Annotated in this window: 25 protein-coding genes and 1 pseudogene; 4 read left to right on the plus strand and 22 right to left on the minus strand. The window is 27.3% G+C overall.

What is annotated here, in order from left to right; all coding sequences use genetic code 11:
* Window positions 1–128: 128 nt before the first annotated feature.
* Window positions 129–1,046, minus strand: a complete 918-nt coding sequence (locus tag BM020_RS00535; RefSeq protein ID WP_067147855.1) for a CBS domain-containing protein — start codon at window positions 1,044–1,046, stop codon at window positions 129–131.
* Window positions 1,047–1,600: 554 nt separating this feature from the next.
* Between BM020_RS00535 and BM020_RS00540 the strand changes: the two genes are divergently transcribed.
* Window positions 1,601–2,713 (plus strand): DNA polymerase subunit beta, encoded by a 1,113-nt coding sequence (locus BM020_RS00540; protein ID WP_067147857.1) that lies wholly within the window; start codon window positions 1,601–1,603, stop codon window positions 2,711–2,713.
* A gap of 594 nt (window positions 2,714–3,307) precedes the next feature.
* A complete protein-coding gene (locus BM020_RS00545; RefSeq protein ID WP_067147859.1) occupies window positions 3,308–4,429 on the plus strand; it encodes a Dna2/Cas4 domain-containing protein in 1,122 nt (373 codons plus the stop codon).
* A gap of 117 nt (window positions 4,430–4,546) precedes the next feature.
* On the opposite strand, the gene BM020_RS00550 is transcribed toward BM020_RS00545, so the two are convergent.
* From BM020_RS00550 to BM020_RS00650, 21 genes are all read right to left on the minus strand, one after another.
* Entirely contained in the window at window positions 4,547–4,864 is a 318-nt protein-coding gene (locus tag BM020_RS00550) for an AzlD domain-containing protein (protein WP_067147862.1), read from the minus strand.
* Complete coding sequence (locus BM020_RS00555; protein ID WP_143743927.1) at window positions 4,864–5,592, minus strand: AzlC family ABC transporter permease; 729 nt, start codon at window positions 5,590–5,592, stop codon at window positions 4,864–4,866. Before BM020_RS00555 ends, BM020_RS00550 begins: the two co-directional genes overlap by 1 nt.
* 222 nt (window positions 5,593–5,814) lie before the next feature.
* On the minus strand, window positions 5,815–6,474 hold the full coding sequence (locus tag BM020_RS00560; RefSeq protein ID WP_074797855.1) for a DUF5612 domain-containing protein: 660 nt from the start codon (window positions 6,472–6,474) through the stop codon (window positions 5,815–5,817).
* A gap of 231 nt (window positions 6,475–6,705) precedes the next feature.
* A complete protein-coding gene (locus BM020_RS00565) occupies window positions 6,706–6,969 on the minus strand; it encodes an energy-converting hydrogenase B subunit P (RefSeq protein WP_067147872.1) in 264 nt (87 codons plus the stop codon).
* A 70-nt stretch (window positions 6,970–7,039) separates the two neighbouring features.
* Entirely contained in the window at window positions 7,040–8,038 is a 999-nt protein-coding gene (locus BM020_RS00570; protein WP_067147875.1) for a respiratory chain complex I subunit 1 family protein, read from the minus strand.
* Between the two features lie 145 nt (window positions 8,039–8,183).
* On the minus strand, window positions 8,184–9,359 hold the full coding sequence (locus BM020_RS00575) for a hydrogenase large subunit (RefSeq protein WP_067147877.1): 1,176 nt from the start codon (window positions 9,357–9,359) through the stop codon (window positions 8,184–8,186).
* 81 nt (window positions 9,360–9,440) lie between these two features.
* A complete protein-coding gene (locus BM020_RS00580; protein WP_067147880.1) occupies window positions 9,441–9,887 on the minus strand; it encodes an NADH-quinone oxidoreductase subunit B family protein in 447 nt (148 codons plus the stop codon).
* Window positions 9,888–10,562 (minus strand): 4Fe-4S binding protein, encoded by a 675-nt coding sequence (locus BM020_RS00585; RefSeq protein WP_067147883.1) that lies wholly within the window; start codon window positions 10,560–10,562, stop codon window positions 9,888–9,890.
* 12 nt (window positions 10,563–10,574) lie between these two features.
* Window positions 10,575–12,026, minus strand: coding sequence for a 4Fe-4S binding protein (locus BM020_RS00590; RefSeq protein WP_067147886.1), 1,452 nt, complete (start codon window positions 12,024–12,026; stop codon window positions 10,575–10,577).
* 199 nt (window positions 12,027–12,225) lie between these two features.
* Window positions 12,226–12,504 (minus strand): hypothetical protein, encoded by a 279-nt coding sequence (locus BM020_RS00595; protein WP_067147889.1) that lies wholly within the window; start codon window positions 12,502–12,504, stop codon window positions 12,226–12,228.
* A gap of 13 nt (window positions 12,505–12,517) precedes the next feature.
* On the minus strand, window positions 12,518–12,946 hold the full coding sequence (locus BM020_RS00600; protein ID WP_394328901.1) for an MnhB domain-containing protein: 429 nt from the start codon (window positions 12,944–12,946) through the stop codon (window positions 12,518–12,520).
* 80 nt (window positions 12,947–13,026) lie between these two features.
* Complete coding sequence (locus BM020_RS00605; protein ID WP_067147892.1) at window positions 13,027–13,380, minus strand: Na(+)/H(+) antiporter subunit B; 354 nt, start codon at window positions 13,378–13,380, stop codon at window positions 13,027–13,029.
* On the minus strand, window positions 13,373–13,708 hold the full coding sequence (locus BM020_RS00610; RefSeq protein WP_067147895.1) for an energy-converting hydrogenase B subunit G EhbG: 336 nt from the start codon (window positions 13,706–13,708) through the stop codon (window positions 13,373–13,375). Before BM020_RS00610 ends, BM020_RS00605 begins: the two co-directional genes overlap by 8 nt.
* Window positions 13,708–15,189 carry an energy conserving hydrogenase EhbF gene (ehbF, locus tag BM020_RS00615; protein WP_074797862.1) on the minus strand — a complete coding sequence of 494 codons (1,482 nt, stop codon included), beginning with the start codon at window positions 15,187–15,189 and terminating at the stop codon, window positions 13,708–13,710. Before ehbF ends, BM020_RS00610 begins: the two co-directional genes overlap by 1 nt.
* Window positions 15,186–15,551: a cation:proton antiporter subunit C gene (locus tag BM020_RS00620; protein WP_083405350.1), complete on the minus strand. Its 366-nt coding sequence runs from the start codon at window positions 15,549–15,551 to the stop codon at window positions 15,186–15,188. The genes ehbF and BM020_RS00620 overlap by 4 nt, the downstream gene beginning before the upstream one ends.
* 2 nt (window positions 15,552–15,553) lie before the next feature.
* Complete coding sequence (locus BM020_RS00625) at window positions 15,554–15,787, minus strand: DUF4040 domain-containing protein (RefSeq protein ID WP_067147901.1); 234 nt, start codon at window positions 15,785–15,787, stop codon at window positions 15,554–15,556.
* A complete protein-coding gene (locus BM020_RS09695) occupies window positions 15,780–16,394 on the minus strand; it encodes a hypothetical protein (RefSeq protein WP_074797866.1) in 615 nt (204 codons plus the stop codon). Before BM020_RS09695 ends, BM020_RS00625 begins: the two co-directional genes overlap by 8 nt.
* The gene (locus tag BM020_RS00635; protein WP_394326391.1) at window positions 16,395–16,643 is read right to left on the minus strand and encodes a monovalent cation/H+ antiporter complex subunit F; all 249 of its coding nucleotides are present in this window, start codon (window positions 16,641–16,643) and stop codon (window positions 16,395–16,397) included.
* Between the two features lie 119 nt (window positions 16,644–16,762).
* A complete protein-coding gene (locus BM020_RS00640) occupies window positions 16,763–17,077 on the minus strand; it encodes a Na+/H+ antiporter subunit E (protein ID WP_067147911.1) in 315 nt (104 codons plus the stop codon).
* 375 nt (window positions 17,078–17,452) lie between these two features.
* Window positions 17,453–18,208 carry a metal-dependent hydrolase gene (locus BM020_RS00645; RefSeq protein ID WP_234970490.1) on the minus strand — a complete coding sequence of 252 codons (756 nt, stop codon included), beginning with the start codon at window positions 18,206–18,208 and terminating at the stop codon, window positions 17,453–17,455.
* 250 nt (window positions 18,209–18,458) lie between these two features.
* On the minus strand, window positions 18,459–19,208 hold the full coding sequence (locus BM020_RS00650) for a M14 family metallopeptidase (RefSeq protein WP_067147913.1): 750 nt from the start codon (window positions 19,206–19,208) through the stop codon (window positions 18,459–18,461).
* 324 nt (window positions 19,209–19,532) lie between these two features.
* On the opposite strand from BM020_RS00650, the gene BM020_RS00655 reads away from it, so the two are divergent.
* Together BM020_RS00655 and BM020_RS10005 are read left to right on the plus strand one after the other, a co-directional pair.
* Entirely contained in the window at window positions 19,533–20,708 is a 1,176-nt protein-coding gene (locus tag BM020_RS00655; protein ID WP_067147916.1) for an argininosuccinate synthase, read from the plus strand.
* A gap of 695 nt (window positions 20,709–21,403) precedes the next feature.
* A pseudogene (locus BM020_RS10005) lies at window positions 21,404–21,570 on the plus strand (ISNCY-like element ISM1 family transposase); the annotation flags it as partial.

The following is a 21,570-nucleotide window of genomic DNA, read 5'->3' on the forward strand; positions in this document are numbered from 1 at the left end:
AAAGTTCAACAATAGCTACCTGAATGAAAATTATCTTTAATTAAAAAATTCTTTTCACCCTTTTTTTAAAAAAAAGATTAATTAAAAGATTAATCTTTATGCTTAATAAAATTAAATTATTTAAAAACTTAATTTTTAAGAACTGTATTTAAAATATCTCTTTCAGTGATAATTCCTACAAGTTCATCATCATCAACTACAGGAACACCACCAATGTTCTTTTCAGCTAATAAATTACATAAATCTCCTAATCTAACATTAGATTCAGTTACTGAAATATTTGGTTTAACAATTTCAGAAATTTTTCTTTTTAAAACATCTAAACCACTATTAGAGGTCATAGAAGCAAACATTTCTTTATCACCGAAAAATCTTAAGATATCAGTTGAAGTAACAATTCCTATTAGTTTATCTTCTTCAACTACAGGAATTCTTCTTAAGTTATTTCTAACCATCATTTTAGAACAGCTTTCAATAGGTGTTCCAAGAGTGGTTGTAATAATATCTTTTATCATGATATCACCTACAGTTTCATCAGTTAAAGAGCCTGCAAGTGCTAATGCGAAATCTCTTTCAGTGACTATTCCCACCAATTTACCTTCTTTATCTATAATAGGTAAAGATCCAATACCCTTTTCAGTCATCAAATCGACACTTTCTCTAATAGAATATTTAGGGCTAATAGAAATAACATCTCTTGTCATAATTTCTTTAACAGGCTCATTAATAGCTGCTAGAAAATTGTCATTATGTTTCTTTTCTATTATGTCAAATTTACTTCCTCCACCAAGGAAGTCAAGAATATCCATAGCGGTTACAATACCTAAAAGTTTATTTGAGCCAGGATGAGTTACTGGTAATCTTCTGAATTCGTGTTCTATCATCATTTCAGCAGCTTCTTTAATAGACCTAGTTTGAGGAATACTTATGACTTCTTTCTTAGCTAGAGTCATTATTTCTCCTTCATTCTTAGCTACTTTTGTTTTATGTTCAACAGAACCACGATTCAATGATTTTCTCAAGTTTTTAGTGTTTTTGTCTTTCATATCGACACCTCCGGATTTAATAATTCTTTCAGGTCTAAACTACAAATCTTATTGTAATAATCAAGTTATAGAACTTTGGGAAATATCATTTATAAGAGGACAATTTAAATCTTTTAAAAAGTATTTAGAAGATATTCTAAAGAATTTAAATGATTATTTGCATCAAATCTAATAATATATAAATTAAGCCTATAATTAAGTTATTATACCATTAAATGATTTATAATTTATTTTTGAAATTATGGATTTGTGGGAAGCTCTGTATATCATTAATTCTATCATATAGATTTTCAATTAAGAAAATTCTTCAAGAAATTTAAATTAAAAATTTAAAAAAAATGACATAGAACTAACTACAATATAAGATAGGTTTTGATAGTTAATATTATTATCGATTTAATTTTGAATAACCTAAAAATAGAAAAAAAATAATTTTTAAAAATAAAAGATAAAAGTTTTATTTGAATAAAAATAATATAATAAATAGTATAATATTAGAGATAATATTTATTAAGTCATTGAAAGATTTCATTGAAAAATTTTAAGGGATTAAAATGGAGAAAATAGAAAAAACAGTTAGAACAAGAGATTTTATTATAAGTACAGATAGATTACTATTTGCCTCAACTAATTATATTCACCCAGAAGATAGAATCATTTCATTTTTAAGGTATATTCCTGATGAAAATGGAGATAGGGAAAAAAATGGAATTAAATATTCTAAAGTAGGTTCTGAAGAAGCTTATGACTATTTAAGAAAAAATCATCCAGATTATTTATATTTCTGCGATGTAACAAATGTTGAAATGATGGGTGTACCTATAGATAAGGTTGAAAGAATTATTAAACCGGAAGATAGATTAAAAGGTCTTAGAGAAACTTATATTCCAATAATAAATGAAAAAATAGATAGCGGGGAAGATTTAGATTATAAAGAAGAATTGATGAGTAAATTAATTGATCTTTCAGATTTTTTCCATTATGTAGCTGGAATCGATTATAATGATCTTGGAATATCTGGCTCTATTCTACCAGGTCTTCAAAAAGAAGGAACATCTGATTTGGATTTTGTTGTTTATGGACTTAAAAATCATAGAAATGCAATAAAAGCATATAAAGAAAAGAAAGACCAAGAAGTTTTCATTGAAGAATTAGATAAAGAAATTACCCTAAATAGAATTAATGATGATTTTTGGGATTTTGTATATGATAAAAGAATAAAGGATGATAGTCTTACCAAAGAAGAATTTGCTTGGTATGAAGAACGTAAAAGCAATAGAGGGCTTATTAGAGATACTCTATTTGATATTTTAGCAACGAAAAATTATGATGAAATTGAAGGAACTTGGGGAGATACTGTATATGAACCAGAAGGATTTGCTAAAGTTAATTGTACAATTAAAAGTGCATTAGGAGCTTTTGATAATCCTGCAGTATATACAATAGAAGATGTTGAAATCCTTGAAGGTCCAGATATTGAAATTAAAGAGCTTGCATCTCTTACCCACACTTATGCTGGTGAGGTAGTAGATGGTGAGGAAGTAGTTGCAAGAGGAAAAATAGAAAAAGTACTTAAAAATGGCAAATTCGATAAATACAGAATTTTGGTAGGTACTACAAGAGAATCTTTAAACGAATACATAAAATTAAGAGAAAGTCCAGTTTAAACTGGACAATTATATATTTAATTTCATAACTTCTTTTTTAAAATGATTTTTTATAAATCTTTATTCAAACTTTTAACATTTTTTTAATAATTTACTATTTTTAAATTTTTTTTATATATATCTTTATAAGATAATTTTCCTATTTTTACCAACCCCCATATAATTTTAAAAATTCAATTAAAAATAATGGAAATTAATCATCAAATATCCATTTAATTAATTGTTTTTATTAGTAAAATCTATGAAAAATTTTATTAAAAATTAAACTATTGGGAAAAAAATAAAAATTTCCAACCGATTTAAAAAAACAATAGAATCAATTACAAAATGAAATCAATTTTGCAAACTGAAATGAAAATTGATGTAAAGATGTTAAATTCTAATTAAATTGAATAATTTAAATTATATTAAAAAATAAACTAATTTTAATAAATTATAATGAAAAATAACCATATATTATTTATTATATGAAAAATAAAGAATAATTTACAGAGAATTATACAATTGATTTTGAAAAAATTTATAAAAAAAATTAATTTAATTTTTTAAAAATTATTCAAAATTAAAAAAAAAAAATAATATGGAGTTAATAAAATGATAAGTGTATCAACAATTAAAAGTTATATGTTCTGTCCTTTGAAGTTATATTTCCAAACAAATATTGATGAAGAATCAAATGAAGATTATCTTACCTCAAAAACATTAAAAGATCTTAGAATTGACATACAAGATCTCTTTAATAAAAATTTAAGATATGTTAAAAAAGATATGGAGATAGATGAAATTGAAAAAAGATTATCAATAGGAATCCATAATCAAATAAAAGCAACATTTGACATTATTGAAGAGATAAATGAAAAGAATAAAAATAATAATCATGAAAAAAGGAATAAAGAAGAAAAACCCAATAAAAATTATAAAAATAATGAAAAAAACCTCAATAAAATCAATAAATTAAAAAATAATGATAAAATAGAATTTATAGATAGTGATAAAACAAGCAATATCCCTAAAACAAATCAAATAAATGAAATAAGAGAAATAAGAGAAAGAAATGAAATAAATGAAGTAAATGAAAGAAATGAAATAAGAGAAATAAGAGAAAGAAATGAAATAAATGAAGTAAATGAAAGAAATGAAGTAAGAGAAAAAAACACAGCCTTAGAAAGCTTAGTAGATGAGCATAGAAAAATAGAAGAATTAAAAAAAGAGTTAATAAATGAAATAAATTTAAATCTAAAAATCCTTTCACTAAAAATAGCAGAAGCTATGAAAATACTTGATAAAGATGGTGATGAAATCCATGGATTATTTTTCCCAAGTTGTATGTACAACTATTTAATAAGAGATATAGGTTTAGATTTAATAGGGCTTATTGATAAAATAGAAGTAGAAAAAGGTAATTATTTCCCAATATCTTTAAAGCCATCAAATCCTCCAATAAAAGGGGTTTGGGATGGTGATTTAATGGAAACCATAGCTAATGCACTTCTAATAGAACAGGAATTTAATACATATGTAACAATAGGATATGTAGATTATTTAAAAATAGCTGAACGTAGACCTGTAATAATAGATACTGATGCTAGAAAGGGTTTTTTTAAAGTTTTAACCCATATAAATAAAATTATTGAAGAAGGAGAAATACCTAACGTTAAAACTAGTTTAAAAAAGTGTGAAAACTGTGAATATAAAGAATTATGTGAAAAAAATTAGAAAAATTGGAATTTATCCAAATTATAACCCATTTATATTGGAAAAAAGGTACAGCATAATTATAAACCATTTATATTTATATTGGAAAAAAGTACAACACAATTATAAACCATTATATCATATTGGAAAAAAAGGTACAATCGAGTAAACTGCAATCAAAACAACTACAGTTAAAATGACAATAGCTCCAAGAGGTACCTTTTTCCAAGCTAATCCTCCTGCAATTATTGCTCCAATTAAACCTATATACCACAATTTATTATCTACAGTTAATACACCTGGACAAATTAATGCCGCCAGTGCAGTATATGGTATTAGATTTAAAAATTTCTCAAATTTTGATGAAAAATTTAACTTTTCTACAAAGATTGCTGGAATTAGCCTTGGAATAAAAGTAACAATAGCACAAAAAATGATTAATAAATTAATGTCCATTACAATTGCACCTCCTTATCATTATCACAAGATCTTTTATCTAAAAGGTTTCCCCCATCATTTTCACTAAAGGAATCCCCCAAAATAGTTTCATCATCAACAATATACATGCCAATAACTGTACCTAAAAGAGTAGCTACAATCAAAGACCAATTTCCAATAAAGAATTGTAAAATTACATTTAAAATAGCTGTTATAACTACCAATATTGCTAATTCTTTGCTATTTTTAATAGCAGGAACTAAAAGAGCTACAAAAAGAGCATATAATGAAATATTAAAACTATTTGTAACAATTACTGGAAGGATATTTAATACTAAAACTCCTATAAGAGCTCCAAAAACCCATGAGGAAAATGCTATTCCTGCAAGACCCATATAAGTCCAAATGGAAGATTCCTCCATAAGAGAAAACATTGCAAAAGATTCATCTACTGCAAGATGAGCAGATAATATGTTTAAAGGAAGTGAACTTTCTTCAACCTTATTATAAACACAGGCATTCATTACAAAGTATCTTAAATTAACTACAAAAGAAGTTAAAACAATAGCCAGCATTGTAGCTCCTTGAGCTAACATAGAAACCGCCATGATTTGTCCTGCACCTGCATAAACAAAAAATGACATTAAAATAGTTTGAAAAGAATTTAGGCCTGCTTTAATAGCTAAAGCTGCATAACCAATACCCATTGGAATGTATCCAAAAGTAATTGGAATACCTAACTTCAAACCATGAATAAACTTTTCTTTTCTAGTTTTAATTTAAAACAACTCCGAATAGATAAAATATATTAAAATAAGAAACTTCTGATAAACTATCAAAAAATAGAAGCATAAAATAATATTAGTTAATTCCACTAATAAAGTTTATGTAAATAAAGCTAAGAAATAATAAAATATTACCATTTTAAAAAAAAATGATGAAAAATTAAGAAAAAAAGATTAGGGAAATTAAAATTTATTATTGTTTGCTAATCTTTCTACATCAAAAACTGCAGTACTTGCAACTGCCATAACTGCCATTACACCAGCTTGAACTGGATCTGTAACTATTAAATCAGCTTCTTTAGTAACACTTCCAGGCATATTTAAAGTAATTACAATTAAATCTTCATGTTCTCCTTTAAGGCATCTAACAGCCTCAGTAATCTTTCCACCCATTAAAGATCCTGCTAGAACAAGTGCACCAACACGAGGTAAGCGATTTACAGCTTCAACAGCTTCTGCAATATCTTCTTCACCAATTAACGGAATAGTATCTACACTTATGCGCTCTCCACGTATATTATGCCTATCTGCTTCTGTAATAGCTCCCACAGCAACTTGTGAAACTTGAGCTCCACCACCAAAAATAAGAATTCTTTTACCAAAAATGTCATTTAAAGAACCATGAACTTCAATATCCAAAATAAAATCCTTAGATTCCAAATCCTCTATAAGCTCATCAAGTTGCTCTACATTTTCAAGTTCTAAATTTAAAGTTCCAACATCATTCTTTACATAAAGATGAACATAAGATATGTTTGCTCTATGACTTGAAAGAATATCTGTTATTTCATCTAGAACTCCTTTCTTTTCTTTAGTTGTAAGTGTTAAAGAAATACTACTCATAATATTACCTAAAATATTTAAAATATTTAAAATATTCAATAAACGAAAAAAATTATCCAATAAAATCTAAATTACTCATAAAATACAAAAATTATCCAATAAAATCTAAATTATTCAATAAAATACAAAAATTTTCAATTAATTTAAAAAGGAATAAATTGATTAGTTGAAAATAAAATAATTAAAAATTAATTTATGAGGAAATGCTAAAAATCAATAATTACTCTTCAATTAATCTAATTTTGCTTTTAAAGTATCTAACGCAGCATGTGCTTTTTTATATAAATTTAAATAATTGTCATGTTCTCTGACAGGAATAACTTTAAGACCTAATTTTTCATGTTCTTCAATCCAAGATTCATCAAAAACTGGAATCTCAAATTTAATGTCTTCTGCAGTTTCATTAACAATAATTAAATCCCTATAAGGGAAATCATATTCTACAATATAACCTCCAAGACTCATAATATGATAAGGTCTAATTACAAATTTCATAAAATCACCACAATTAAATTTTAATAAAAATTCAATTAGTTTATTTAAACTTCTAAAATTTATTTACCCTCTAAAACAACGCAATAACCATAGCTAAAACTCCAAGAGCAGAACTAAGTAAAACAGTTGGATATAACTGCCTATTAGTAAATATTGGAGAGAATGCACTAACAATTGCCATAATAACTGGAAGTAATAAAGATACAACTATACATACAATAAATTTCAATGAGAATAACTCAGGTGGAATACCTAAGAATAATACAGAATACATTAAACCTAAAGTAAATATTAAAAATCCTCTAGTTACATAAACAAAGCTACGGTATTTAGAAGCAAACTCCATATATGGCCCTTCAATTACATCAGATTTAGCTTTAATAATTGAAAATGGATACTCATTTAATAAAATCATATATCCAATAAAGAAAACTACAGTTCCAATAATACCTGCTAAAGTAAATAAAAATGGTCCATGAGCTTGTTGATATGCTACAATTTCAGATAAATAAATACTTTTAGATAAAGCAGCAGGTATAAACAAAGCCAGATATAATGGAAATGAACCAAAAATAATCATCCTAAGAGATCTGCTTGAACTAATATCCTCAATAGATGATACAAGTAATCCAGTTCTTCCAGCACCTTTTGCATGGTCTGGAAATCTTAAATTAATAGACATTACAGATTTAGATAAAGAACCCATAATAACATAAGCAATTTCTTCAACTTTTAAAAATCCAACGATAGCTATTAAACTAGTAAAAGCAATAAAATGATAGTTTTCTGGCATTAATGCTAAAAATATTGCTAAAACTACAATAAAACAAAGAATAGGCATTGCTTTATATAATCCTGGTGCTGGAGAATTAGGTTGAATATTTTCTTTATATAAAAATTTTATTGATGCCCATAATCCAGAACTAGTAACAGGAGGTCCAATCCTTTGTTGAATCCTTGCATGAACATATTTTCTTTCAATTCCAGGAATTAAAACACCTATGAATAAAGCTATTATAAGTGTTAATATTACCTCTAAAATTGAAATAAGTGATATTTCATAAGCCATTTTTCTTTCCTCATAATAATTTTTAATTAATATGTAAATATAAATAAATGAATAAGTTAATTTATTTCAAAATTATAAATTAAATTTTATGCAAATTAACTCTCTAAAATATATTATAAATTAAATTCTAATGAATATTAAATTTCTAATGAATGTTAGATTTTAAAATTGATTTATCTAACTTCTTATTATTTCTATCATAAACTTCTATTGCTCTATCAGAACAAGTAAAGCATGGATCACATTGTACAATACATAATTGACCATCAGTAATATGATTATCAATACATGCATATTGCATAGCTCCAATATTACTCATTGAAGGAGTTCTAATAATAGAATGGCGAACTTTTCCATCTTCAATAGCATAAGAATGATACAAGGTTCCTCTAGGAACTTCAATATAACTTTCAATTAAATCTGTATCAATCATTTCCCAAGACCTATCAGTGATTTTACCTTCAGGTAAACCTTTAATAGCTTGACGAATGATTTTAATTGCTTCAAATATTTCGTAAACCCTCATAAGAAGTTGAGCTTTTACATCACAAGTATCTTGAGTAATTATATCATAATCAAAGTTGTTATATTCATACATATCAGTTCTTAAATCTCTTTTTACACCAGTAGCACGTAAAGTAGGACCACTACATGCTAATTTAATAGCTTGTTCTTGTGGAATATAGCCAGTACCAGTAATTCTTGATGAAACTATTGAATCATGAATAAATCTATCTGCAAAATCTGCAACATTCTTTTCAACTAGATCCATACCATCTAATAGTCTCTGAATTCTATTATCATCTAATTCACATCTCGGTCTTACACCACCAATAATAGAACAACCATATTGAACACGGTTTCCACCAATCATTCCTAAAAGTTCCATAACAGTTTCTCTAATATAGAATACCCTCATAGAGAATGTTTCATGGGCTAAAGTTTCACAACCATGTCCTAAATATAATAAATGACTGTGTAATCTTTCAAGTTCACCAACAATTACACGAATGTAAACAGCTCTATCTGGAACTTCAACACCAAGACCTTTCTCAGCAGTTCTTACAGAATTCCATGTATGTGAATTTGAACAGATACCACAAACCTTTTCTGTAAGCATATTAGCTTTTTCTACTGGAAGACCTTCCATAATACGCTCAATACCTCTGTGGTTAACACCAATTGTGATTTCCGCATCTTTAATAATCTCATCTTCTACGAAAAATCTAACCCTATAAGGTTCTAAAGCAGCAGGGTGAACTGTACCCATTTGAATTTCAGTTTCTATGATTTCCTGCTTTTTAGCTTTCTTTTCTTCCATCTCATCATCCCTTTAATAATGATAAATAATTTTTAAATAATAAAATTAACAATAAAATACAAAAACATTTGAATTATGTGATTAATCAGCATTTAACAAATGTGGTAAAGCTGCAACAACTCCTGCCAAAACATCTTGAGGCCTTACAGCACAACCTGGAACCTTTGCATCAACAGGAATAACCTTTTCAACAGGCCCTTCAATCTCTTCAGAAGGAATATCTCCATGACAATTCTTATAAACGCCACCCATTAATGCGCAAGAACCTGCTGCAACAACAAGTTTTGGATTTGGAATGGCATTATAAATATCCTCTAATGGCTTTCTATTATCATAGGTAACTGGACCTGTAACAACTAAAATATCTGCTTCACGAGGATTCCATGTTAAAAAGACACCATATTGTTCCATATCAAATTTAGGAGATAAAACTGCATTTACGATTTCAATATCACAACCATTACATCCACCAGTATAAACTAACATAATGTGAATGGCTTTTGATCTTGAATGTGTTTTAAGACTCATTTATTCACCTCCCTTATCAGAACTTCCTTCAGAGTTCACATCAATATCCGAACTTCCTTCAGAGCTCTCATTGATATCAGAACTTCTATTAGTATCTTTCTCATACTTTTCATTAATATTATCCTGTATATCTTTAATTTTAGATACCTTCTCAAGACCTAGACCAACATTTTCAATATAATCATTATCTGCTACAATATTATCAGATAATAAAGATTTATCAGATAAGTATTGAGAAATAAATGATATTTTTTCTTGAGATATTTTAATAGGCTCACTTAATAATTCATTAGTGTCAATATGAATTTCACCAACATTACCTGGGTGAATGGTTCCTGCTTCCTCAAAAAATGAATAAATTGGACAGAAATCATGACACCAATAACAGACTACACATTTTAAAGGATCTAATTCTGGAACTTCAGTTTTTACCCATCCTTCTTTAAGCTTTATAGGATTTTGTAAAGGTTTCATTGTAACTGCACCAGTAGGACATACATTAGCACAACCACCACAGCCAATACAAGCTTCTTCATCCACCTTTTTATCAGGTTCAACTGTTCCTGTAAGAATAGCATTACGGAGTTCCATATCAGTTACCCTATCATGAGCAAAGAGAATTCTTTTAAAATTTGTATAAGCTCCATTAAGCATGATTTTTAATACATCTTTCATTATACCAAACTCCTAATTCACCCTATTAAACTCTCTTTCAAAAATAAATGATTTAGATGGACAAATATTCATACAAGCTCCACAATAATTACATTTATCATCATCGACAATAAACCTTAGATTTTTATTCTTTGTTCCAAGATTTACTTCATCACTTGAAATATCAACTGTATAAATTGCATCCTCTGGACAAATACTTTGACATAATCCACATTTTACACATAAATTCTCATCAATGTAATTAAATCCACCGGAGATTTCATATTTAACACTAGTTGTTTTAGGTATTGCATCAGTTGGACAGTGTATTCCACAAGTTTCACACATAATACATCTATCTAAATCAACATTGATTGTACCTCTTTTAAGACTAATTGCATCTTCAGGACAAAGCTCAGCACAGATTCCACATGAAATACAATCGTCACGAATTTCCCCATCCCAAGAAATTGTTTCAGAGGTTCTTGCATTCTGTTCATTACAAACTTCTACACATTTTCCACAAGATACACAGTATCCAAACAATTTATTGTCTTCATTTTCTGATAAAGTCGAAACTGGACAGTTATATATTGCTTCAAGACGCTTTTCTCTATTTTCTTCACTGTCTTCATCTAATGAAGGATCATATCTTAAAGCATTTTCTTTTCTAATCAATGCAGAACTATTAAAAGTCTCAACGCATAATCCACAATTTAAACAGCTTACAATAGTTCCTTCACTATTTGAGTATAATGAATCATCTTTCTTATTACGTAGAATTCTAAAGTCTTTAACAGTTAATGCATCATTTATACAGTTTTCAACACAAGCTAAGCATAAAGTACAATGGTTTCTATCGTAGAGACCATCTTTTAAAGCACCAGTTGGGCAAATGTCTTCACATACTTTACATCCAACACAAAAACCTTCATCTTGAATTATAACTTCTATTGCTCGAGTAGGACAGTAATATGCACATCTTCCACATTTTACACATTTTTCATAGTCAGTACTAATACAAACCCTATCTGCTGTTTTATCAGATTTTATAGGAAGCTTCATATTTTCAATTTTTTTAACTCCTGCACCATATCCTACTGTAGTAGCAACCATTTTTAAAGAATTAAGTAAAACTTTTTGCTTGTCTAGAACTAAATTATCTGTATCCACTCTTGCATTTCTAGTACAAACATCTTCACAAAGTCCACAACGTGAACAGATTCCTTTAACAATTCCATTATCAAGATGAATGCTTTCTATAGGACAAGTAAATTCACAAACTCCACAACCATTACATTTTGCCCTATCTACAACATACCCTCCATATTTATTTTTAAATATAGCATGATTCGGACAAGCTTCGAAGCAAGCACCACAACACATACAGCTAAAAGATTTATTATCTACAAAGCGTATTGCTTCACTAGGACAATTTTTTATGCAATCTCCTTGTCCATCACACTTTTTAGTTGTTAAATACATGATTCTTCTCCTTAATATAATCTAATCATCAAAAAATCCATTATTCCAATTATTAAATTAATAATAATAATTAATAATAATTAATAATAATTAATAATAATTTTATTATAATTATTCTATTAAAAACTATCTATTAAAATATAGTTATATATTAACTATATATTAAATAATAATTAAAAAATATAAATCCCAAGATTATTCAATGATCTCCTTTCGCTCGTCCTCCTAATAATGCACTACCAATTAAAATACCAATTATCGCTGCTAAGAAAGTAGTAGCTATTGGTAAGTCATTGTAGGTAGGATATTGACCTAAACCATATGACATTATAATAGCTCCGATAACAAGAGCAATAATTCCACTTATTGTAAATTTAAAACTATTATCTAAATCTAAATGGATTCTAGAACCTACAATAAAACTAAATATAAATCCAACAATAATTGGACCAATTACAATATTAGCTAGAGATATCATTACTCCTCCTCCGCTAATTTTTAAATTGTGAAAATGCAATTACAACTGCACTTAAACCTACAAGAACCTTTAGCCCAACTGCTATATTTAAATAAGGAACAATACCTGCATGAGTTATATCTGGATATGAGAATATTGATGCAATAGCTTGAGGAACTACACCATAAAGATTTCCACCTACATTATATAAAAAAGAACCAGTTAAAGCTAAACCAGCTAAACCAAGTAAAACATAAGTTAAAGCACCAACAGATTCTAAAGTAGAAATGAATCTATGAGATAATTTTAATGGAGTTCCATCTACACCATAAATTATTACACAAAATATAATTGCTCCGGCAATCATAGCTCCACCTTGGAAACCTCCACCAGGAGTTATATGCCCTCCTAAAATAGTCATAATACCTAAAGCAAGGATAATAATAGCTATTGGAAGAGTCATAATCTTTAATATAGGACTACTATCATTAGAATTCCATTTTGGAGATTTTTTTGTAGTTTTTAAATCTTTATCATCTACCATTATTCATCATCTCCATCATCCATATTAGAATCATTAGTAACACTATCAAGAGCTAGATCATCCTCATTAATAGCCTTATCTAAGATTTTTCCCCTGCCAAATATAAGTAATACAACAAGTACAGCAGTAACTAACACTAAAGATTCACCTAATGTATCGAATCCTCTCCAATCAAATACTACTAAAGTAACCATATTTGGAGCAAGTTGAGTTCCAATGGCATTATAGACTAAGCTTATTCCTGGTTGTATTAAATTTTTAAATCCATATAAAGCATCAAATAAACTTGATGCAAAAATAATAGTTGCTAAAACCATTATTAAAGATCTAATACTGGTAATTTTATCAGACATATTTTAACCCCCAATAAATCACAGCAATTAAAATTCCAAGAGTGATAATAACATAAAATATCATTTTTTCTAGAGAATCTGATTGTTCAGATTTTATTTTACCTGCAATAGGCATATTTGTAAATAATAAAATTGCTACTAAAATAACTACAATCATAGAAGCAATTACACTAAGATGTCTAAGGAATAAAGCTGCAAGTATTAAAGATACAAATACTAAAAATTCAGCAGCTAAAGCTCCTGAAACATTATCCATAGTTGTAGGATCTTTAGATAAATTTGATTTTAAACCTTTAATAGAATCTAAGAATTTATGGTATAAAGCCATTAAATCAATCCTCCTGCAAATGGAATAAATATATCAGTTACTATATTTGGGAAAATACCTAGAATTAAACAGATTACAAGTAAAATAGCTACAGAAAATACAGTAACTTTTGAAATTTTTTCATGAGCAAATTTTAAATCTTTTGGTTTTGGTTGTAAATATACAGTATGGAATGCTTTAACAAATGTAAAGAATATTACAACACTTACAATAATTGCTAAGATTGCAAGCTCTGTAAAACCTGCATCTAAAGCCGCTTGAACAAGCATCAATTTACTTTGGAAACCATTAAATGGAGGAACACCTGCCAATGCAAATCCACCAAGTAAAACCATTATCGCCATTTTAGAGTCTATAGCAATTAAGCCACCTAATTTTCTAGTGTCAGATGTTTTTGTAAGGTAATAAACAGTGCCAAACCCTATAAATAATAATGCAGTTATTAGAATTTCATTTGCTGCTTGGAATAAAGCTGCTGCAATAGAATATTGTGTACCTATACCAAAACCTAAAGCAATAAAACCAAGTTCCCCTACAGCTAAAAATGCTATCATTCTTCTAAAGTCTACCTCCATTGCAGACATTGCAACAGCAAGAACCATTGCAAGAATAGCAAATACAATTATAGTTGTATTAAAGTAAGGAATATATGCGAACATTTTATACAACGCAATTCCAAATGCAAGCATAGATAATACTGAAAATCCTTGTAATATAGCAGCTCCATTTGGTCTTGCTTTTGAGTAAACCGCCGATTTTATAGTATGGAATGGAGGTAATCCTGCTGAATATAACCATCCAAACAATATTAAAGCAAAGCCAATTGTTAAGCTTGGAGAATAGGGGTTTAGGTAATTATGGCTTATTACATAAACTATATCACTAATATTTACTGAACCAATTGTTCCAAGTACAAAACCTATACCTAATAAAAGCATTGGCCCTCCAATAGAACCTAAAATTAAGTATTTTAAAGCTATTTCATAATTTTCTTCTGTACTTGATGCTATAATAATACCAACTTGGGTTAAAGCTGTAATTTCAAAGAATACATACATATTAAAAATATCGTTAGATAAGATCAATGCAGTAACAGATGCTAGACCCATAAAGATAAGGTATAAATAAGGTCCGGATACTTCTTTTTTCTCACTAAAGTATGTTAATATTGCTAAGAATGCTACAATTCCCATTAAAAATATGAATATTCTTTCAATATTTTCAAATACATAAACAATACCTGTATTGTAGCTTGCTACAAGGGTACCAAGCAGATTTGAAGGAAGTGAACTTGCTATAAGTGCTGGATTGTGACCTCCGAAGTATTGAACACCAACAGATGCAATAATTGCGATAAGAGGAATAATAATAGCTACAACAATTGATATAGCTTTAACAGTTTTATCTTTACCACCAAATATATTAACAATTAAAGCAGCCAATATTGGAATAACGACCATTAATGGAATTAGATAGTTCATTTTTCATCCCCCATTATTTCTTTAGTGCTTAAGGTTCCATGTTTTCTATATAAAACCATAGCTAAAGCCAACATAACTGCTAAAGTACTTGCACAAATTACAATACTTGTAAGAACTAATGCCTGAGGTAAAGGATATGAAGAATTTGCTGCAAACCAGTCAGCAGTCATACCAGGTAAGAAGATTGGTACGACACCACCTGCTTTATAACCTAAGCATATTAGGAATAAATTAACTCCTTCCTCAATAAAAGCAATACCAATAATCTTCTTAATTAAATTATCAATAAATATTGCCGCAAAAAGTCCAATAATTATAAAAGCACCAGAAGCAAATAAAGAAGCTAATTGAATATCCATCATAATTATGCCTCCTTCCTTCTAGTTTTTAAAACAGCTAATGCTATGAATACTGGAACAATAGCTCCTTCCACAATAGCTTGAGTTAAAGCTACATCAGGAGCAAGTAATAACTGGAATAAAAATGCTACGCAAAATCCAGAAATACCAGTTAAGATAGCTGCTTTAAGTAAGTCATTTTGTAAAAGTGCGATAATAGCGCTTACAACTGCAACAATAATTACCATATATTCAATCATTGCCATCATCCCCACTTTTTTCATCTAAATTTTCATAAATACCTATATCATCACTTAAATCCAAATCATCTTTAAAATCTTCATCAATAGCTATATCATCACTTAAATCCAAATCATCTTTAAAATCTTCATCAATAGCTATATCATCACTTAAATCCAAATCATCTTTAAAATCTTCATCAATAGCTATATCATCACTTAAATCCAAATCATCTTTAAAATCTTCATCAACTGAATCTAAATCCTCTGAAATACCGTCATCTAAATCTGGAACCTCTTCAATTCCATCATCTTCAATATTTGGATTAAGTACTGGATTATTAAGAGTATCTTCTCCATGGAAATAAGCATTAGCTAATGCATGAGCTAATAATGGAGCTAAGAATAAATAAATAAGGGCAAATAACGGTTGACCTAATGCAATAAATGCAATTATACATGCAACATCAACAATCCCCAAAATATGAATTCTAGCATAAACGACGTTATCTAATTTTCCATCAATCTTTAAAACACCTACCACTGCAAAGATTATTAAAAGTGCAGAAATGATAAGTAAAATTGATTGGATTAAACTGATTAAACCACTTTCAATCCCAAATATCATTTAAGCCCTCCTCATAACTGCTGCATAAGCTACTGTTCCAACAATACCTAATAAAAGTAAAGCTAAAGCAATATCCTTGAAAAATCCGATATTATAAATTGTACCGACTGCTATAAGAAGCAAAGTAAGTGCTAAAGTAAATGAAGAAGTACCTATAAGTCCCATAGATATAGATTTATATGTAATAATCCTCAAAGTTGCAAATAAGAACACAATCAATGCAATTATTAAAAAACATTCAGAAATCAATAAAATATCCATTATCATCACATTCTATGATTAATAAATTAAATACAAACCAACATTGTACAAAAATTAATATAATTAATTAAATTAGAAACCACTTATTTAATTTCTTAATAAGAAAATTATTCTAACATTCCCCTAATGTAAGGTTCAAATGGAATAATATCCCTTACATCTCTTGGAGCAATAACTGCAACTTTAATAACTTGATTTTCAGAATCTAAGTCTACAGATAAAGTTCCTGGAGTTAAAGTAATACTGTTAGCTAAAATTGTTTGAGATATTGGTCTTTTTAACTCAGTGCCAATATCAATCACAATAGGCTCAAAACCATTAGCTTTAAAGATTCTTAAAGACATATCTATTGTAGATTTGATTATTTCTAAAATAAGAACCACTAAATAAGCAATCGCATAATAAATTCTACTTAAAAACATTAAAATAACCCCATAATGTTTTAATTATACATATTTATAATAAGTTAAAAATTTAATAAAAATTAGTTAGAATTTTTTAAAAAAATATAAAAAAACTTTAAGAAATTTTTTAAAAAATTTTAACTAATCATAACAAATCATGATAAATCATCATAATTACCAATGATACTCTTATAGAGAAAATACTCTCCAAAAAATATTGAAAAAAGAGTACCTTATAAACTATATATAATTATATAAAAAATTAATTATTTTTAATATATTATAAACACTATTATTTATCATGATTATTTATTATAAATCTTTTTATATTTTTTATGAAAATTTATTGGTAAAAAAGAAGTGTAATAAAAAGTTTATTAAAAATAATAAAAATTATATGAAATTAACTAGAAAACTAAAGTAAAATAGGATTTTGTTAGGAAACAATAAAACAAACATTATAACTAAAGTCAAAAATAATAGAACACCGAATTTTTTATGATATTCAACATCTGAAAATGGCCTAAAAGCTTTTACTCCCAAGGGTGTAAAAGAATCCAATATCATATGACTACTTAATCCAAAAAAGATTGAAAATACAAGTAATGTTAAGTTAATTTTTAAACTGGGAATAAAACCTAAATTAATGGAAATAATAATTGATGCAATAGCTACTAAAAATATTGGAGATAATTTTTTATTAAGAAATAAAAGTGCTAAAAAGATAATCAAGATTAATAAAACCATTAAATTTATTGAATCACTAGAAATTAAGCTATATTGAAATAATCCCATGCCAAAAAATAAGAACAGAGATAATGAAATAGTTATAATGATTACTCCTAAAATAGAATGAGTAAATCCCCTATGACTAGAAAGTAAGAATATGCATCCTAATAAACTGATTAGCAAACCTAAATAATAAGGCAATCCCATAAAATACAGGAATAGTGATATTAAGCCTCCAAGGGCAATGATTTTGAGAACCTGATATCTTTTAAACTCATGATCAAAATCTGGAATATTTGTTGATATTACTGCTAATGCAATAGCTAAAGGATCATAAAACAGGAACAGGGAAAGAATAAACGCAAATATTGTATGGCCTTTATAAGAGGAAATACTAACACATCCTATACTAAATAACATAGACTACGATAAAAACATCAATCAAAAAGTTCTAAAAAATAACATAGACTACGATAAAAACATCATTCAAAAAGTTTTAAAAATTATTCAAAAACTATGTTTAGAGAAATATTTACTTTTAGGCTAATATAAACTAATTGAGAGCATTTGAGAACTAATAATTAGAATTATTTTACTACTTTAAAAAAAAGAGAATGTTTATTTAAAAAAACTAAAAAACTAAAAGTTTAGTATTTAAAAAAAGGAACATTTATTCAAAACAGTCATCAAATATACCGAAATATTCTAAAAAGGCATTCATTTGAAGATAAGACCTTTGACATATTCTTTCATTTGCATAGCTAATAGCTGATAAAACTTCACAGGTTACAGATGGGATCTGCTCCAAATTAGCTTCATCTTCAAGGGCTCCTTTAAATGGAATACCTGCTATTGGATAAATAATCTTTTCTGAACCTACCCTTTTAGAAATATAATCAGCAATATAAAAACTAGAGCTAGATGGCTTTTGAGTACAGAACACCCCTTCCTTACCTGGATTTGAGTTAGGTGCAGATGAATGAAAATCACCAATAGCTGAAACATTTAAGTCTTTAGCTTTATTTAAAATAATATTTGTTATTGAATTAGGTTTATGAGTTGATCTATTTAAATCAAGACCATCAAAATATCTTGAATTGTTCATAGTACTTTTAGGTGATGTAAAAGGGATGATATAAACTGTTCCTTTTAAATCTAAATTAAAAATGTTATCAATTAATTTTAGAGCAGATATTTGAGGAGCTAATTCATTTCCATGAACACCAGCAACAATCATTACTTTAGGATAATAGTTTCCAATTTTAATCATAGGAGTTCCTTTTATAGCTTGATTTAAAATAAATTTAGAATTATCTGATAAGTCAATATTATTAAAAATATTTTTATTAGTAGATATAAATCCCCCAGTTTCATGGGAAATAATTTCTAATTTTAAGTTATTTTTATTTAAATCATTCATCAAATCGCCTTAAAAGGATAAACCAATATGCTAATAAAAGTTTAGAAAAAAGTCTACAGTAATTAATTTATAGTTTATTTTATTTAAACTTAAAAATATATATAATAAAAAACAAAGTTTAGAATATAATATTAATTTACTAATGATTTATTAAAACCTTGATTTTAATTAAAACATTATTTTAATTTAATCTTTAACTTTGGTTTTAAAAAAATTTAAAATAAATATTATAATATTAACAAAGATTTAACTAAACTTATTTAAATATATTAACAAAGATTTAACTAGACTTATTTAAATTTATTAAAAAAATAAAGTGATAATATGGAAAAAGTTGTTCTTGCATTTAGTGGGGGATTAGACACTACTGTATGTGTTAAATTATTAGAAGAAAAATATAATTATGAAGTAGTTACTGCATGTGTTGATGTTGGCCAGCCGAGAGAAGAATTAGAAAAATCTCAAAACTCTGCAGATAAAATTAATACTGGCAAACATTATATTATTGATGCTAAAGATGAATTTGCAAATGAATATATTGCAAGAGGAATTAAAGCAAATGCAGAGTATGAAGGTTATCCATTAAGTACTGCACTTGCAAGACCTTTAATTGCAATGAAAATTATTGAAATTGCAGAAAAAGAAGGGGCAACTGCAATTGCACATGGATGTACTGGTAAAGGAAACGACCAATTCAGATTCGAGGCTATTATTAGATCAATGTCTGATTTTAAAATTATTGCACCAATTAGAGAAATGAACCTAACAAGAACTGAAGAACAAGCTTATGCAAAAGAACATGGTCTTAATTTATCCTATGATAAGATTTACAGCATAGATGAAAATCTTTGGGGGCGAGCTATTGAAGGAGATGTACTTGAAGATCCTGCAAATGAGCCACCTGAAGAAATTTATGAATGGACTAAATCTGCAGAAGATGCAAAAGATACTCCTACTAAAGTAAGTATTGAATTTGAAGAAGGGGTTCCAGTAGCTATTAATGGAGAAATTATGGGGCTTGTAGACTTAATCAATAAAGCTAATGAAATTGCTGGTGAAAATGGTGTTGGTAGAGTGGACATTATTGAAAACAGAATGATTGGTCTTAAAAGCAGAGAAACCTATGAAGTTCCAGGTGCTAAATTATTAATTGCAGCTCATAAAGCATTAGAACAATTAGTTTTAACTGTAGATGAATTAAGATTTGCAGAATACATGAGCACATTATATGCGGATTTAGTTTACGAAGCATTATGGCAAGAACCTTTAAGAGAAGATATCGATCAAGCTATTGACCATATGCAAAGAAGAGTTAGCGGAGAAGTTGTAATGAAATTATTCAAAGGTTCTATTCAGCCATTAAGCAGAAAATCACCTTTCAGCTTACACAGTATTGAACAAATTACCTTTGAAGATAAGGAAACTGACCAAAATGAAATTGAAGGTATGATAAAATACCACGGTCTTCAAGCTGCTAACTACCAAAAATTAAATAGATAATTTAATAGAAAATTAATAATTTAAATTAAGAAAACTAATTTTTATCTATTGATTTTATCTATTTTATTTTTTTTATCAATTTTTTATCTGTTAATTTTATCTATTTTTATTTTCTTTTTTTCAATTTTATGTTAATTAGATTAAACTTGATAATTTTAATTATACTTCAGCTATTTTTATATTCAACAGTTAAAAAGATTAACTTATCTTAATAAAGTTTAATAAAATTTTATTAAAATATAAAAAATAAAAAAAGCAAGTTTTATGCAAAAACTTTATAAACATGAAAAGATAAATAATAATCCGAGAATAATATGTACTCAATTACATATCACCCCCTTTACATATGTTTTTTTTAAAAATTAAACCTTTGCATATTATTCTCACTTTTCTTTAAACTATTTTTAATCATTTTTTAATTTTAGAAAATAATATGCTATTTTTATCTAATCTAAATCAAAACATATAACTAATTACAATAATCATTTTTCTAAATCAAAACATATAACTAATTACAATAATCATTTTTCTAAATCAAAACATATAATTAATGAGACTGTAAAATTTTATAGGCTTTTTTTATTTTTTTATTTTTTTCTTCGTTAAATAAAAATAGGTTATTTTTTTCTTTAATTTTGAAATAAAGGATTTAAAAATAGTAAATTACTTAAATAAGTGAGGACAAATAATATTTTATGACTAAACAAAACAAATTTGTCCTCAATACTAATATAAACTTCATACAACTTAAACTTTTTGATTTTAAAAATGAAAAAATAAATCCCAATGAAATTATTGAGAAAAGGCTCAATAAAAGACCAAAAATTAAAAATAATAATCAAAAACTATTTTTAGATGAAAA

This window comes from Methanobrevibacter olleyae (assembly GCF_900114585.1).
In the GTDB taxonomy this organism is placed as follows: Archaea; Methanobacteriota; Methanobacteria; order Methanobacteriales; family Methanobacteriaceae; genus Methanobrevibacter; species Methanobrevibacter olleyae.

Bases quoted from the DNA above. Each gene is read 5' to 3' on its own strand.
- BM020_RS00640 (WP_067147911.1), bottom strand. From the start codon at position 17,077: ATGTTTTTAAGTAGAATTTATTATGCGATTGCTTATTTAGTGGTTCTT.
- BM020_RS00610 (WP_067147895.1), bottom strand. From the start codon at position 13,708: ATGGCTTTATACCATAAATTCTTAGATTCTATTAAAGGTTTAAAATCA.
- BM020_RS00605 (WP_067147892.1), bottom strand. From the start codon at position 13,380: ATGTCTGATAAAATTACCAGTATTAGATCTTTAATAATGGTTTTAGCA.
- BM020_RS00585 (WP_067147883.1), bottom strand. From the start codon at position 10,562: ATGAAAGATGTATTAAAAATCATGCTTAATGGAGCTTATACAAATTTT.
- BM020_RS00645 (WP_234970490.1), bottom strand. From the start codon at position 18,208: ATGTTATTTAGTATAGGATGTGTTAGTATTTCCTCTTATAAAGGCCAT.
- BM020_RS00545 (WP_067147859.1), top strand. From the start codon at position 3,308: ATGATAAGTGTATCAACAATTAAAAGTTATATGTTCTGTCCTTTGAAG.
- BM020_RS09695 (WP_074797866.1), bottom strand. From the start codon at position 16,394: ATGATATTTGGGATTGAAAGTGGTTTAATCAGTTTAATCCAATCAATT.
- BM020_RS00550 (WP_067147862.1), bottom strand. From the start codon at position 4,864: ATGGACATTAATTTATTAATCATTTTTTGTGCTATTGTTACTTTTATT.
- BM020_RS00655 (WP_067147916.1), top strand. From the start codon at position 19,533: ATGGAAAAAGTTGTTCTTGCATTTAGTGGGGGATTAGACACTACTGTA.
- BM020_RS00590 (WP_067147886.1), bottom strand. From the start codon at position 12,026: ATGTATTTAACAACTAAAAAGTGTGATGGACAAGGAGATTGCATAAAA.
- BM020_RS00575 (WP_067147877.1), bottom strand. From the start codon at position 9,359: ATGGAAGAAAAGAAAGCTAAAAAGCAGGAAATCATAGAAACTGAAATT.
- BM020_RS00620 (WP_083405350.1), bottom strand. From the start codon at position 15,551: ATGATGGATATTCAATTAGCTTCTTTATTTGCTTCTGGTGCTTTTATA.
- BM020_RS00540 (WP_067147857.1), top strand. From the start codon at position 1,601: ATGGAGAAAATAGAAAAAACAGTTAGAACAAGAGATTTTATTATAAGT.
- BM020_RS00570 (WP_067147875.1), bottom strand. From the start codon at position 8,038: ATGGCTTATGAAATATCACTTATTTCAATTTTAGAGGTAATATTAACA.
- BM020_RS00650 (WP_067147913.1), bottom strand. From the start codon at position 19,208: ATGAATGATTTAAATAAAAATAACTTAAAATTAGAAATTATTTCCCAT.
- BM020_RS00600 (WP_394328901.1), bottom strand. From the start codon at position 12,946: ATGACTCTTCCAATAGCTATTATTATCCTTGCTTTAGGTATTATGACT.
- BM020_RS00625 (WP_067147901.1), bottom strand. From the start codon at position 15,787: ATGATTGAATATATGGTAATTATTGTTGCAGTTGTAAGCGCTATTATC.
- ehbF (WP_074797862.1), bottom strand. From the start codon at position 15,189: ATGAACTATCTAATTCCATTAATGGTCGTTATTCCAATATTGGCTGCT.
- BM020_RS00580 (WP_067147880.1), bottom strand. From the start codon at position 9,887: ATGAGTCTTAAAACACATTCAAGATCAAAAGCCATTCACATTATGTTA.
- BM020_RS00565 (WP_067147872.1), bottom strand. From the start codon at position 6,969: ATGAAATTTGTAATTAGACCTTATCATATTATGAGTCTTGGAGGTTAT.
- BM020_RS00560 (WP_074797855.1), bottom strand. From the start codon at position 6,474: ATGAGTAGTATTTCTTTAACACTTACAACTAAAGAAAAGAAAGGAGTT.
- BM020_RS00535 (WP_067147855.1), bottom strand. From the start codon at position 1,046: ATGAAAGACAAAAACACTAAAAACTTGAGAAAATCATTGAATCGTGGT.
- BM020_RS00595 (WP_067147889.1), bottom strand. From the start codon at position 12,504: ATGATATCTCTAGCTAATATTGTAATTGGTCCAATTATTGTTGGATTT.